This is a genomic window from Gaoshiqia sp. US2, from assembly GCF_059705485.1.
Genome location: NZ_AP048550.1, coordinates 6,040,913 through 6,055,421, shown reverse-complemented (window position 1 = coordinate 6,055,421; position 14,509 = coordinate 6,040,913). Strand labels below are relative to the sequence as shown.

The 14,509-nt window shown below is 46.4% G+C and carries 10 protein-coding genes; 8 read left to right on the top strand and 2 right to left on the bottom strand.

Annotated elements, in window-relative coordinates; genetic code table 11:
- Positions 1–58: 58 nt before the first annotated feature.
- Both AC6H3C_RS24270 and AC6H3C_RS24265 read right to left on the bottom strand, forming a co-directional pair.
- Positions 59–1,408, bottom strand: a complete 1,350-nt coding sequence (locus AC6H3C_RS24270) for a sensor histidine kinase (RefSeq protein ID WP_497518283.1) — start codon at positions 1,406–1,408, stop codon at positions 59–61.
- Entirely contained in the window at positions 1,405–2,772 is a 1,368-nt protein-coding gene (locus AC6H3C_RS24265) for a sigma-54-dependent transcriptional regulator (RefSeq protein WP_497518282.1), read from the bottom strand. Before AC6H3C_RS24265 ends, AC6H3C_RS24270 begins: the two co-directional genes overlap by 4 nt.
- 196 nt (positions 2,773–2,968) lie before the next feature.
- Between AC6H3C_RS24265 and AC6H3C_RS24260 the strand changes: the two genes are divergently transcribed.
- The 8 genes from AC6H3C_RS24260 (at position 2,969) to AC6H3C_RS24225 (ending at position 14,286) form a co-directional block, all read left to right on the top strand.
- Positions 2,969–4,306, top strand: coding sequence for a TolC family protein (locus AC6H3C_RS24260; RefSeq protein WP_497518281.1), 1,338 nt, complete (start codon positions 2,969–2,971; stop codon positions 4,304–4,306).
- A 145-nt stretch (positions 4,307–4,451) separates the two neighbouring features.
- Positions 4,452–5,708: an efflux RND transporter periplasmic adaptor subunit gene (locus AC6H3C_RS24255; RefSeq protein WP_497518279.1), complete on the top strand. Its 1,257-nt coding sequence runs from the start codon at positions 4,452–4,454 to the stop codon at positions 5,706–5,708.
- A 103-nt stretch (positions 5,709–5,811) separates the two neighbouring features.
- The gene (locus tag AC6H3C_RS24250; RefSeq protein WP_497518278.1) at positions 5,812–6,186 is read left to right on the top strand and encodes a four helix bundle protein; all 375 of its coding nucleotides are present in this window, start codon (positions 5,812–5,814) and stop codon (positions 6,184–6,186) included.
- 59 nt (positions 6,187–6,245) lie between these two features.
- Positions 6,246–6,944: an ABC transporter ATP-binding protein gene (locus AC6H3C_RS24245; RefSeq protein ID WP_497518277.1), complete on the top strand. Its 699-nt coding sequence runs from the start codon at positions 6,246–6,248 to the stop codon at positions 6,942–6,944.
- 168 nt (positions 6,945–7,112) lie between these two features.
- Positions 7,113–9,578, top strand: coding sequence for an ABC transporter permease (locus AC6H3C_RS24240; protein ID WP_497518276.1), 2,466 nt, complete (start codon positions 7,113–7,115; stop codon positions 9,576–9,578).
- Between the two features lie 23 nt (positions 9,579–9,601).
- The gene (locus AC6H3C_RS24235; protein WP_497518274.1) at positions 9,602–11,962 is read left to right on the top strand and encodes an ABC transporter permease; all 2,361 of its coding nucleotides are present in this window, start codon (positions 9,602–9,604) and stop codon (positions 11,960–11,962) included.
- Between the two features lie 84 nt (positions 11,963–12,046).
- A complete protein-coding gene (locus AC6H3C_RS24230) occupies positions 12,047–13,951 on the top strand; it encodes an ABC transporter permease (RefSeq protein ID WP_497518273.1) in 1,905 nt (634 codons plus the stop codon).
- A gap of 41 nt (positions 13,952–13,992) precedes the next feature.
- On the top strand, positions 13,993–14,286 hold the full coding sequence (locus tag AC6H3C_RS24225) for an endonuclease domain-containing protein (protein WP_497518272.1): 294 nt from the start codon (positions 13,993–13,995) through the stop codon (positions 14,284–14,286).
- Positions 14,287–14,509 lie beyond the last annotated feature (223 nt).

Here is a 14,509-nt window from a genome sequence, read left to right as displayed (position 1 = left end):
GTAAGAGAGAAAAGGTAAAAGGCAACCGCGAGGTTGCTTTTTTTATGACCTGCCCGAACTAAAATACCATACAAAAAATAGTTTCTTTGCCGGGAACGGAATGAACTTTCAGGCTTCCGCCGTGTAGCCGCATAATTTGCCGCGACAGACTCAGCCCGATTCCCGAACCGTTTTCGCGGGTGGTGAAAAACGGTACAAATATTTCGTCCAGCAACTCTCGGGGAATACCCGGGCCATTATCTTTCACGCAAATCTCCGTTTCTCCGTTTTTATTCCGTCCGGCCAGCAATTCGATCAGGCCGTTTTCGTTTCCCGCGAGGGCTTCACGCGCATTTTTCACCAGGTTGATTAATACCTGCATCACGAGTTTTTCGTCGGCATGGACAACCAGATTTTCGGAATCTGTATTCATTCGTATCCTGAGGCCGGGCCGGAAGTTTCCGTCCTGGTTCAGAAGGATAACTTTCTCGAGTAAGTCCTGCACCCTCACCGGTTTTTTTTCGGGCTTTGGCAACCGGGTAAGTTTCCGGTACGATTCAACAAAAGCCACCAGCCCTTTGCCTTGTTCTTTGATGACTTCCAGCCCGCGGATGGTGGTGCTGATGATCTTTTCATTCACCTCTTCGGGTTTGATAGCTTGCCCTTCTTTTTGAAAATAACTGCCGAGACTTTCGGACAACGAAGTGACCGGCGCGATGGCATTCATGATTTCGTGGGTCAGCACCCGGATCAGCTTCAGCCACGAGTCCAGCTCTTTTTCATCCAGTTCGCGGTTGATATCCTGCACCGTCAGCAAACTCAGGTTCCGGTCTTTGTTTTTGAACGAACCGGACCGGATCGAAACATTCACTCTTCCTTGTTTTCCGGTGAAAGAAACCAGCTTTTGTTCGTGTTGCTGCATCTGTTTCAGCGTATGCAGCAAGGCAGGATCGATCTTTTCCAGTTGGTGAATGTGGGTGAAATGCCCGAAACCCAGCATCTTTTTCAGTGCGCTGTTGGCGTGAATCACAAAGCCGCGCTCGTCAAAGGTGAGGATTCCGGTGCCAATGTGTTCAATCAGGGCCCGGAAATATTGTTCTTGTTGCTCATTCTCAATTCTGATCTGCTGAATTTTCCGGTTGATCTCGTTGAGGCTTTCATTTAGTTGCTGAAGGATTTTGTCGCCTTTTTGCAGCGGGAACGCCTGGGTAAAATCTTCGTTCCGGATGGCTTCAAAAAAATACCGGATCCGTTGATTGACCTTGTTTTGGTAATGAAGCAGGTTGCCAATCAGGCTGATGAGAAGCGCTGATAACAGGAGCCCGATAAGCAGGGAATGACCTGAAAAGACCGACCAGCCGATCCCGAAAGCCACCAGGCTGATCAATCCAACCCGGGAGGCAATGTGGAGGAGGAAAGTGTGCTTCATCCGAGCCCGATTTTTTTCATTTTATTATACAGTGTTTGACGGGTAATACCGAGTTGTTCGGCGGCAGCGCTTACATTTCCCGGATTTTTGTCCAGGGCCAGGCTGATCAGCCTTCTTTCCATTTCTTCAAGTTTCAGCGTGTCCGTTTCAGCTTTGATTCCGCTGACCGGCCTTAAGAAGAAATCGTCGGCCTTCAGAATGTTGTTTTCGCTCAGGATCACGGCTTTTTCGATACTGTGCTCCAGTTCGCGGATGTTGCCGGGCCAGTTGTATTTCATCAGTTTCTCCTGCGCATGGCTGTTGATTTTCAGGGTAGGTTTGTTGTATTTGTGCGCGTATTTTTTCAGAAAAAAGTCGGCTAACGACAGGATGTCGTTTCCACGTTGGCGCAGGGGAGGCACTTCAATCTGGATGGTGTTGATGCGGTAGAGCAGGTCTTCGCGGAACAAGTCCTGGGCGACCAGTTCCGGCAGGTCTTTGTTGGTGGCGCAAATGAGGCGGATGTCTATGGAAACAGGCTGGTTGGAGCCAATGCGGGTAATCTCGCGGTTTTGCAAAGCGGCGAGCAGTTTTGCCTGCAGGTGAAACGACAGGTTGCCGATCTCGTCGAGGAACAGGCTGCCTTTGTTGGCCACTTCGAATTTGCCGGCCCGGTTTTCGCGGGCATCGGTAAAAGCGCCTTTCACATGGCCGAAGAGCTCGCTTTCGAATAACGACTCGCTCACCGCTCCCATATCCACGCTCACCAGTACCTCGTTGCTCCGATCCGACAGGCGGTGGATTTCGCGGGCGATCAACTCCTTGCCGGTGCCGTTTTCCCCGGTGATCAGCACATTCGTATCGGTTTTAGCCACTTTGCGGACGATTTTCAGCACCTGCATCAACTGAGGCGATGAGCCGATCATGTACTTTTCCTCCTGGTTGATTACTTTTTTCAGCTCTTTTTCTTTTAGCCGGAGTTGTTTCACTTCTTCGCGCGACAGGCTAAGCTGGATTGCCGAACGGACCGTGGCCAGTAGTTTGGTATTCTCCCAAGGCTTCAGAATGAAATCGGTGGCGCCGGCTTTCAGGGCTTTCACGGCTAATTCCACATCTCCGTAAGCAGTAATCAGCACCACCGAAATCTCGGGAAGGGTCTCTTTGATCTGCTGCAGCCAAAAAATCCCCTCATTCCCGGTGTTTACGCCGGCTTTGAAGTTCATATCGAGCAAAACAAGCTGGTAAGGGGTCTTTCTTAGTTCTGAAATCAGCAGGTTTGGATTCGACAAACAGGTCACCTTGTTAAACTCAGGCAAAAGCAAAATCTCCAGCGCGCTCAGTACGCTTTTGTTGTCATCAACAATCAGGATGTTTCCGTTGGACATGATGGGTTTGATATTTCTTTCAAAATTAAGGCAGGCAGAATCCCGACGCAATAAACTGTCAAAATATTTTACGTTTTAATGTCAATAATTTTTACAAGAACTTGTGTTGTATTTATTCCATTGTATTGAAATTCAGCGGTTTTATAGTTTTGGCATTGGATTGGTAATTGCTGTTGGCATCGAATTAAAAAAAGAAATGAATATCAGAAAAACCGCGATACTGATTCTGTTGCTTTTGTCGTGGGAGGCAATGAACGCTCAGGAAAGCCGGACACTGAATGAGTGCATCCGCTTTGCACTGGAACACAACCTGGATCGCCAGGTTTACGATTTGGATGAGCAAAAGGCAAGAATTGACGCGACACAATCGAAACTGAATCTCTTGCCTTCTCTTTCGGCCAGTTCTTCGGCAGGGATCAGCTTCGGACGCTCGGTTGATGAATATTCGAACGAGGTGATCAATAACGAGTATTTCAACAACAGTAACAGCCTGAACTCGTCAGTCGGCATTTTTCACGGGTTCATTCAAACGAACCGGATTGCCTGGTCAAAATTTCAGCTTGAGTCGGCTAAATGGCGGAAAATTAGTTTTCAGGACGAATTGGCCTTTGAGATTCTGGTTTTGTTTTACGATGTTGTTTATTATCAGGGGCTTATTGAGATAGCCCGGGAGCAGCTTCAACTGTCGGAATTCAATTTAAAGAAAACAGAAGCACAAATAGAAACCGGATTGAAAGCCCGTATGGATCTGGCTGAGATGCAGGCAAGCTACGAAAAGGAGAAGCTGAATCTTATTCAGTCGGAAAACAAGTTGGAAGCAGCCAGGCTGAAGCTGGCCCGGCAGATGAACCTGCCCGCCGGACAATTAGCCGGTATTCAATTCGAAAATGGCGAATTGGCTGTCAGCCCAATGAGTCCGGTGGATGCCGATTCCCTTTTCGAATCGTTTGTGTCGTTTTCACCTCAGGTGAAAATTGCCGAGGCTGAACTGCAGACGGCCGGCAAAAGTGTTGCCATTGCCCGCGGACAGTATTATCCAACGATTGCGCTGGGTGCTTCGGTGAGTACGGGGTATTATGAGACCTACCAGGACGAGCAGGGAAAACCCATTCCGTTTGCCGATCAATTGGAAAACAACATGAGCCAATACCTGGGAGCTTCGGTTTCCATCCCGATTTTCAATAAAAACCAGGCTCGCAGCGAGGTTCGAAAAGCCCTGTTGGTAAAAGAACAAGCCGAAGTGCAGTTGGAAAATTACCGGCAGGCGGTTTATTACGAACTGATGAATAATTCCCGCGATCTGCACGCGTTGTTCCGCGAACAGTTGCAAACGCAAAAACAGGCCGAAGCCAACGAACTGGCCTACCGCGTTGCTGAGCGCAAATACGGGGAAGGAATGATTGATGTGATTGAACTGCTGACCGTAAAAAACAGGCTGGCTGAAGCGCAAAGCCAACTGCTCTCGACAAAGTTGCAACGGGAGGTGAAAAGTAAAATAATGGACTTTTACAAAGGGGTGAGGTTTTGGGAGTAGCCCCTCCAACTCCCCCGGAGGGGAGGGTAAGAAGCCCCATCCCGGCTTGTAGAACTCAGTCATTCCGAACTTGTTTCGGGATTTGCTTCGATCAGGGAAAGGCTTGACGCTGGAATTTGAAACTTGGAATTTAAAACTACATCATATGTCAATGGATCGTGTTATCGAAAAGAAAAAAGGCCTGAAAATGAAACACCTTTATATTGCAGGGGCTATCGTCATTTTTGGATTTTTTGTTTACCAGATTTTATTTGCGGGCCACGAGTCGGTCTTCCGGGCCGAACGCGACAAGCTGACGATCAGTACGGTTGAAGACGGCTTATTCAACGATTACATTACCATCATCGGGCAGGTGGAACCGATTTCAACCATTTACCTCGATGTGGAAGAAGGCGGTAAAGTGGAAGAAATTTATATCGAAGAAGGCGAAATGGTGGAAGAAGACGACATCATCCTGAAACTGCGCAATACCGACCTGAATACCACCATCATGAACAGCGAGTCGCAACTGGCTTACCACGCGAACGAACTGCGTAACACCCAAATCCAGATTGAACAGCAGCAAATTCAAAATAAACAGCAAAAATTACAGATCGACCTCAAGGTTGTCCAGGCCAAACGCAGGTTTAACCAGTACGAACGACTGTACCGGGAAGAACTGGTTGCCAGGGAAGACTACCTGCAGGCGAAAGAAGATTATGAGTTGTCGCTAAAAGAACAGGAACTGACTTATCAGAAAATGGTACAGGACTCCATTTTCAGAACAAACCAAAGGACGAGCATGGACGAAAGCCTCGAAAATACACGGCTCAGCTTGCAAATGGCCCGGGAACGACTGGAAAACCTGCATGTAAAAGCGCCGGTGTCCGGGCAACTTGGTTTACTGGATGCCGAGATCGGGCAATCCATTTCGCGCGGACAGCGGCTTGGGCTCATTCATATCCTGACTGATTTTAAAATCAACGCAAAAATCGACGAGCATTATATCGACCGGGTGCGCCGGGAATTGCCGGCAGCCTTCGATCGCAGCGGGGTCAACTATCGGTTAACCGTCAAAAAAGTGTATCCGGAAGTGCGCGAAGGACAGTTTCGGATCGATCTGGTTTTTGAAGGCGAAATGCCTGAAAACATCCGTACCGGACAGACTTATCACATTAAACTCGAACTGGGCCAATCGGAAAAAGCCGTATTGCTTGCACGGGGCGGTTTTTTCCAGAGTACCGGCGGGCAATGGGTGTATGTGCTGAACGAAAACGGGACCGAAGCCACGAAACGGAGTATTCGCATCGGCAAACAAAACCCGCAGTACTACGAAGTGCTGGAAGGGCTTCGCCCCGGCGAACAAGTCATCACTTCGGGTTACGAGCTGTTTGGGGAGAATGATAAGATTGTGTTGCGGTAGCAGAGGGTGGAGAGCATGGGGCGAAGGGCGAAGAGGAAAAGCAAAGAGGAAAGGGCAGAGGCAATTCAGCATTAATTCATAAATTGGACTGGACAAACTAAAAATGAATATGATGGCACACTTTAGGTTTATGGATTTGGACATCTGGAAAGAGTCAATTGCGTTAAATGATCAGCTTTTTGATTTGGCTGATGCGATGGGAACCGCCAAAAGTTTTCGGGTTGCCGAACAATTAAGAGGAGCTTCCCTTGGCATCTCAAACAACATTGCTGAAGGCTCGGGTTCATTCTCTTCAAATGACTTTGCCAACTTTTTGAACATGGCCCGCAGATCTGCTTTTGAAACAGCAAACATCTCATTTGTTGCCCACCGGCGAGAGTTCATTAACCAAAGCGAATTAGGTCAAATATTGGATGATTTGGATTCATTAAGTCGAAAAATTACAAACTTTAGAAAAACGCTATTAAAAAATAATTAAAGGCATTGTGCAAAGCGCTCTCCATGCCCTTTGCGCTATGCCCTAAGCATCTTGCAATTATGATACGAACAGTCAACCTTACCAAAATTTTCCGCACCGAAGAGATTGAAACCAGTGCATTGAACCAGGTCAGTCTGCATGTGCAGAAAGGCGAATTTGTAGCCATTATGGGGCCGTCGGGTTGCGGCAAGTCGACCTTGCTCAACATCATCGGTCTGCTCGACAATCCCACCGGCGGTGAGTATTTTTTCGACGGCAAAGAAGCCGGACAGTTAAAAGAGCGGCATCGCACCCAGCTCCGCAAAGGGAATATCGGCTTTGTGTTCCAAAGTTTCAACCTGATCGACGAACTGAACGTGTACGAAAATGTGGAGCTTCCGCTCATTTACCTGAAGCTGAAAGCCCGTGAGCGCAAAGAGATGGTCGAAAAGGTGCTGGAGCGCATGAAAATCAGTCACCGGCGCAAACATTTCCCGCAGCAACTCTCCGGGGGACAGCAGCAACGCGTGGCCATTGCCCGGGCCGTGGTGGCCAACCCGAAGCTGATTTTGGCCGATGAGCCAACCGGTAACCTCGACTCGAAAAACGGCCTGGAAGTGATGAACCTGCTTACCGAACTGAACCGCGAAGGCACCACCATCGTGATGGTAACCCACTCGCTGCACGACTCTGAATTTGCCCACCGGGTGATCAACCTGTTCGACGGGCAGATTATCACCGAAGAAGTGAAGATGCAGCTGGGGGAGATGTTGTTGTGAAAATGTCTGAACCAGGATTTTTTGTGATTAAAGGATTAACAGGATTATTTTGGCAAAGGGCATGGCGCGAAGGGCAAAATTTGCCGGCGGTTTTAGAAGAGAAAAATCGACGCCTTGTGCATTCAGACAATTTGATGGGTCCAAAAGTAAAAACATAAATAAACCTTAATGAACCTGTTACAACTAAAGGTTTTAATTCGCAGCATACTGAAGCGACGCTTTTTGCCGGGAGTCCAAATTGCCGGTCTGGTTACCGGATTTGGCATCGTCATTTTTCTGTTTGCCAAAATTGGTTATGAGCATTCGTATGACAAGTTTTGGAACAATCACCGCTCAGTATACCGCGTGGCGCTCGATTTGAAACATTTGGACGGGCGTTCCACGGTCTCGGCAAAAAATTTCCACGGTTCATCGGAATTGCTCGATGAGGAACTGCCCGGGATCGTCGCTCATTGCAATATGGCCCCCGATAAGATTACGGTGTACTATCAGGAACAAGTGATTCAGGATGTGGATTGGTTTTGGAGCGATACGACCTTTTTCAGTGTTTTCGAACGGAAAATTCTTTATCGCGAATCCGCGCAGTTATTTGGCGATGTCCACGGCGTTGTCATCTCTGAATCGTTTGCCCGGAAATTATTTGGCGAGGAGAACCCGGTTAACCGGGAGATCAGGCTAAACGAAGGCTGGCGTTTTTTGGTGAAGGCTGTTTTCGAAGACATTCCGGTCAACAGCCATATCCGGATTGACGTGCTTGGCAGTTATCAATCATTGAGCTATTACTCACGCAACTTCGATAACCGCGCGCAGGTTTTGATTGATAACCCGGCTTACACCTACAGCAAAGCTTCGCCTTACATGGGCAACCGGTGGCGTTCGGCCATGCAGCACCGCCCGTATTGTTATATACGGCTTGACGAAAACACCAGGATTGCCGAAGTTGAAGCAGCCGTCGCCCCTGCTTTGTCTAAAGTGGCCTTTCCTGACAACCTGGCCGACAGCAAGATGAATTTCATTTTTCAACCCCTGGCTTCCATTCATTTGCATTCAAACCTGGACGGAGAGTTACGGGCAAGCGGCAGCAATATGCAGGTCAATTTTCTGATTGTGATTTGTCTGGTGGTTATGCTGGTTTGTTTTGTGAATTATTTGAACCTGAGTACCATTGCAACTCTTGAAGACCGGAAAAATTACGCTGTCCGTCTTATCAACGGGTCGGGACGAAGCAATATTTTCTGTAATTTACTTGTGCATAATCTTTTGTTGTTCTTTATTTCCTTATTGCCGGCCATTCCGTTGGCTGTTCTGTTGGTGAACAGGCAACTTCCCAATGCAACAATTTCAGGAACCATATTCGCTTATGTTGGTTTGGGAGCTTTAACAGGCGCTATGCTGGCGACCCTGATCCCTTTTGTTTCTATCTTCAGACAGCCGGCACATCTGCTGATGAAAGGCGTCGTTCATTATGCCGGCGCAAATTGGTCAGGACGGAAAGTCCTGGTGGTTGTGCAATTTGCCATTACGATTGTTTTACTGATCTCAACCGTCGGTATTTATAAGCAGATGCAATTTGTAATGAAAGAACAACTCGGCTTTTCAGGCGGACAAACGATTTTTAGTTATACGCCCATGTCGATGACCAATCATCCCGACATCCCGCTAAAACTGGCTACTTTCCGCAATGAAGCGCTCGCCTTACCCGGTGTCAAATCCTTCAGCGCCAGCTCGTCGGCACCTGGAAGGGCGATCAAACGTCGTCAGGAGAACGTGATACCTGCCGGTTCGGATGAACCCTTTGCCGCTGCGTTTGGCGAAGTCAGCATCGACGACCAGTTTCTGAATACTTATGACCTGAAATTGCTTGCAGGCGAAAACCTTCGTCAACAAAGCAACTGGATTTCCGACGAAGTTTTGCTGAATCATTCTGCAGCCAAAGCCATGGGATTTGTTCATCCGGCTGATGCCATCGGATCAGCTTTTTTTGTTGGCGAACACCTGTATAAAATACGTGGTGTGATTGAAGATTATCACCATGTTTCGCTGCATTTCCCCATTCAGCCGATTATCTATTTGCAGAACCTGGAGTGGGAACTGTCGGTGGGCTACTACTCGCTTCGCGTTGATGCTGCCAATGCCGGAGTAGTTGCACAGGATCTGTCCAAAATATGGGAAAAACTTTATCCGAAGGATGAGTTTCTATATTTCTTTTCAGATAAAGAGTTCGAAGCGCAATACAACAGCGACTTATCTTTTAACCGCATTTTGACATTTTCTGCTATAATGGCTCTGCTCATTTCCAGCCTTGGCTTGCTCAGCCTTGCCATGTTTAATACCAATTTACGGGTAAAAGAAATCGGCATCCGTAAAGTCAACGGCGCCCGCATCTCTGAAATACTCACAATGCTCAACAAAGACTTTGTAAAGTGGGTAGTGATTGCATTTGTGATTGCCACACCCGTTGCGTACTACGCCATGCACAAATGGCTCGAAAGCTTTGCCTACAAAACGGAATTGAGCTGGTGGATCTTTGCCCTGGCCGGTTTGCTGGCATTGGGAATTGCGCTGCTCACGGTAAGCTGGCAAAGCTGGAAAGCGGCTACGCGGAATCCGGTGGAGGCGCTGAGATATGAATAGTTGTACAATTAAACTCGTTAAAAATGAAAAAATTCTTCATAAATCTGGTTCGTTCGGCGAAACGAAATCCTTTATACAACATCATTAACATCACCGGATTAATCATTGGCTTTGTTTGCGTCATTTTTATCGCGTTTTGGATTAAAAACGAGTTGAGCTACGATCGTTTTCATGCGAAAGCAGATCATATTTACCGCGTCCATCGGTATTTTTATGATGCCAATGGAACCGAGAATCTGCATTTATCACAGGTTGCGCCACCAATTGCTCCATTGTTAAAAGACTGGCTGCCCGAGATCGAAAATATAGCCCGGGTAAGTCATACCGGAATGATTTTCGCACTTGGTAATCAAAAAATTTTCGAGCCTGAGGTCTGTTTTGCGGAACCCGATATTCTGAAAATTTTCACTTTTGAGGGATTGTCTGAAAGCGGTTATTTGATCGATGAACCTCTCACTGCGGTTATTTCCGAAGATATGGCACAGAAATTCTTTAAAGGCAAAGATGCCGTTGGAAATAACCTGGAATTCTTCGATGATTCTGGGAAAAGCTACAATCTAAAGGTCACCGGAGTTTTCAAAAATTGGGGGAAAACCAGCCATTTCCGGCCCGAAGTCTTTATCTCGTTTTCAACTTATGTATCGTATGTTGGCGAAAACGAAATGAAAGACTGGGGTAGCAACAATTACGAAACATTTGCCCTGCTCAGTCAACAGCCCAGGGAGCTGGATGCCCGGCTCGACCAGTTCATCAATAAACAGTTTGACAAAGGAACCAACTGGACAAAAATCCGGATGGAGAAACTTACCGATATTCATTTTAACTGGTACGGGAACCGCTCGTATATCTACATCCTTTTGTCGATCGCGCTCCTGATTTTGTTTTTGGGAAGCATTAATTATATGAACCTGAATACAGCCATTTACACGAAACGTGTCAGCGAAATTCGTGTCAAAAAAATAGTTGGGGCCTCGGGCTTGCGCATTGCCGTTTTGTTGATTGCCGAATCTGTTTCTTTCTGTTTTATTGCGTTAATCGTAGCCTTAACCATCGTTTCATTCACCATCGATCACCTGCACCAGATTTTCAACGAACATCTTTCGTTTTCCATCTTTTCCAATCTCGATCTGGTTTTCGGATTTATTCTGTTGACGATTTCCATTGGAGCGCTGTCAGGATTGTATCCGGCCATTTTTTCATTATCTGCAAGTACTTCAAATGCAAGTAAGCTCAATGGTCCAAAAGCCGGAAATTTGAATTTTCGGAATATGCTCGTCATTTTCCAGTTTTTTGTATCAATTGCCCTGATCATGTCATTTATTGCGGTAAACAAACAGCTGAATTACGTTCATAATAAAGATTTGGGGCTGAATAAGGAAAACGTAATTACGCTTAACGCGACGCCGCTGTTAATCGAAAAGCTTGATGTCTTCCGTCAGCAACTGATGCTCAATCCCAACGTTGTCAGCGTCTCGGGTTCAAAACGAATTCCTTCGCAGGGACTGTTCGATAGTAACGAAGCCAAGGTGATTCAAAGCGGAAAAATTGAACCGCTCGGGTTCCGTCTTGCCAATGCCCGGGTTGATTCTGAATTTCTACCGACCTATAAAATCAAACTCATCGCTGGAAATAACATCAGCGATCAAAAAAAGGAAGACGCTGAATACTTGGTAAACCGCTCGGCTATTGAGAAAATTGGCTGGGGAACGCCTGAAAATGCGATTGGCCAGTTTATGGAATACGGCGGTAGAAAGGGCAAAATTGTTGGCGTGGTCGGTGATTTTCATTATGAGACCTTACACAACCCCGTTTCGCCGATAATCATGTATGACGATCCGTCAAGTTACAACCGGATTTCGATACGGATACTTCCGGCAAACATCAAAAGCACCATTGCTTTAATTGAAGAAAACTGGCAAAAGTACAATCAATCGGGCTCTCCGTTTAGTTATCAGTTTATCGACGAGCGTTTTCGATTATTATACCAGGCGGAGGAATACACAAGAACAATATTCAGCTATTTTATGATTCTCGCCATATCCATAGCCATATTGGGATTGTTCGGGCTGTCGCTTTTTGTGATGGAGCGCAGAACCAAGGAGATTGGGGTCCGGAAAGTGAATGGAGCCAATATTGCAGAAGTGATGGTCATGCTCAATCGCGACTTTATAAAATGGGTAGCTGTAGCTTTTGTGATTGCCACCCCCGTTGCCTGGTACGCTATGCTCAAGTGGCTCGAAAACTTTGCGTATAAAACCACGCTAAGCTGGTGGATATTTGCCCTGGCCGGCCTGCTGGCTTTGGGAATTGCATTGCTGACGGTAAGCTGGCAAAGCTGGCGGGCAGCGACACGGAATCCGGTGGAGGCGTTAAGATATGAGTAACTGAGCGATATAATAATGTATAGTACGTTTAAAATATTCTTTCGTAGTGCCACTAAACAGCCGGTCTATGCATTAATTCATGTCTTGGGACTTACGGTGGGACTGGCCTGTTTTATCCTCATTCTACTTTGGGTAAGATATGAACGGAGCTATGACCAGTTTCACGCGAATTCCAGCCGACTTTACAGGGTAGCCTTTACAAACGAAACCGGCGACTTGCACGGCTATTGGCAAACCGGAACGCTTTCCTGCTACCTGGAGGAAGAATTTCCTGAAATCATTCATGCAACCAGTTTTAAGGAAGGGCAATGTAAAATTGCCTTTGAGAATAAAGGTTTCTACTGCATGGGTAGTTATGCCGATCCAGGATTTTTCAAAATGTTTACTTTCCCCTTTGTTCAGGGAGATTCAATAACCGCACTGGAGCGCCCAGGCTCTGTCGTCATTACAAAGTCATTGTCATTCAAACTGTTTGGTGATGAAGATCCGATTGGTAGACCGGTGAAAATAAATGAAACTCTTAACTACACCGTTGGTGCGGTGATCGGCGATATTCCCTCAAATTCGTCAGTGAACTTTGATTTACTGATGCCTTTTAGTGATGCGCAGGATTGGATGAAAACCTGGGATTCAAAATGGACGGAGACTTACGTGATGCTTCAGAATGAAGATCAGGTAGAAGCGGTTAACCGGAAGATAAAAGGAGTGCTGGACCACTTTCAACCGGCATGGAAGAATACGCTCTACCTGGTTTCGCTTACCAAAAGCCATTTACATGCGTTGAAAGGGGGAGGATTAATCGTTTACATCCGGAGTTTTACGGTAATGGCTGTGATCGTATTGCTGCTGGCTTGTATCAATTCTATGAACCTTTCCACTGCCCGTGCCGAATCCCGGCAAAAGGAAATTTTTGTGAAGAAAATATCAGGATCAGGAAAGGTTAAACTGTCACTTCAATTCCTTTCCGAAACCCTGATCCTGTCGTTGGTTTCGTTAATTATCGCGATTATTTTGGTGAAGGTTTTTATCCCGCTGGTCAATGATCTTTTGAATACTGAATTGAGTCTGACATTCAGTTTTCATACTGTACTGGCGCTTTTGGGGATCGCTGTTTTTACGGGAATAGTGTCAGGGGCCTATCCGGCTTTATACCTGTCGGCCATGATGCCGAAGCAAATTATTCAGCGGAGTGGTCAACGATCCGGTTCCAGGGGAATTAGTCTCAGATACATGCTGGTGACTTTACAATTTGCCGTTTCGATTTTTTTTATTAGTTGTACGTTGCTGGTATCGCGTCAGTTGATTTATTTAAAATCCAGGGATACCGGGTTTAGAAGTGAGAACATCATCAAATTAACTACCCTGGGAAAATTGAATGAAAAAGCAGTTGAGCTTAAAAAGGAACTGCTGAAGAATCCGAACATCGGGAATGTCACCGTCTCTTTTACCGACCTCACCCGTTGGGATAATTCGGGACCAATTGAATGGGAAGGTAAAGATAAAACTGACTTAACGGAAGTTGGCTATAACTGGGTTGATGACGATCCTTTCGATTACCAGTTCCTCGAAGATCATATTCATTATTTGTATCAGGTTGAGACGTTAACCGGCCGAATTGCCATTACCTTAACCCTACTCGCAATTTTTATTTCCTGTTTGGGACTGTGGGGACTGGCTTTGTCAACCCTTGGACAACGAACGAAAGAAATCGGTATCCGAAAGGTCAATGGCGCCCGTATTTCAGAGGTCATCATCATGCTCAACCGCGACTTTGTCAAATGGGTAGTCATTGCTTTTGTGATTACCACGCCCGTTGCCTGGTACGCTATGAACAAATGGCTCGAAAACTTTGCCTACAAAACCACGCTAAGCTGGTGGATCTTTGCCCTGGCCGGTTTGCTGGCCCTGGGAATTACGCTGCTTACGGTTAGCTGGCAAAGCTGGAAAGCCGCTACGAGGAACCCGGTGGAGGCGTTGCGGTATGAATAGGTTACACCCCAAACCCCTGAAGGGGCTTTAAAAGAAAACGGATGAGTATAAGAGATCAGTTTTCGATGTTTTACAAGGGCAAGCCAGTAATTTTTGAGCGGGCAAAAATGGTCAGAAAAAACATGGCAGAGTCTGAGAAGAAATTATGGGAGTCCCTGAAAAGGAAACAGGTAATGGGCTTACGCTTTTGGGCGCAACATCCGATTGATATTTTTATTGCTGATTTTTACTGTCATCCGCTGAGATTGGTGATCGAAGTCGATGGAGGTATCCATAAATCAAAAGCACAGGCTGAATATGATCTTGGGCTGGAAGTAGAACTGGATGAGTGTTGAATAAAGGTCATTCGTTTTACCAATGAAGAAATTGAAAAAGATATTGAGGTGATAAAGAGTAAAATATCCGAAATATGCAAAAGGCGTAGATTGGAACTTTTAAGTCCCCTTCAGGGGATTTAGGGGTGAATAAGGCTCGAAAACTTCGCCTACAAAACCACGCTAAGCTGGTGGATTTTTGCGCTGGCCGGGTTACTGGCTTTAGGAATTGCCCTGTTAACCG

Excerpts from the sequence above, each read along its gene's own strand:
- AC6H3C_RS24270 (WP_497518283.1), bottom strand. The coding sequence starts at position 1,408 with ATGAAGCACACTTTCCTCCTCCACATTGCCTCCCGGGTTGGATTGATC.
- AC6H3C_RS24265 (WP_497518282.1), bottom strand. The coding sequence starts at position 2,772 with ATGTCCAACGGAAACATCCTGATTGTTGATGACAACAAAAGCGTACTG.
- AC6H3C_RS24260 (WP_497518281.1), top strand. The coding sequence starts at position 2,969 with ATGAATATCAGAAAAACCGCGATACTGATTCTGTTGCTTTTGTCGTGG.
- AC6H3C_RS24255 (WP_497518279.1), top strand. The coding sequence starts at position 4,452 with ATGTCAATGGATCGTGTTATCGAAAAGAAAAAAGGCCTGAAAATGAAA.
- AC6H3C_RS24250 (WP_497518278.1), top strand. The coding sequence starts at position 5,812 with ATGAATATGATGGCACACTTTAGGTTTATGGATTTGGACATCTGGAAA.
- AC6H3C_RS24245 (WP_497518277.1), top strand. The coding sequence starts at position 6,246 with ATGATACGAACAGTCAACCTTACCAAAATTTTCCGCACCGAAGAGATT.
- AC6H3C_RS24240 (WP_497518276.1), top strand. The coding sequence starts at position 7,113 with ATGAACCTGTTACAACTAAAGGTTTTAATTCGCAGCATACTGAAGCGA.
- AC6H3C_RS24235 (WP_497518274.1), top strand. The coding sequence starts at position 9,602 with ATGAAAAAATTCTTCATAAATCTGGTTCGTTCGGCGAAACGAAATCCT.
- AC6H3C_RS24225 (WP_497518272.1), top strand. The coding sequence starts at position 13,993 with ATGAGTATAAGAGATCAGTTTTCGATGTTTTACAAGGGCAAGCCAGTA.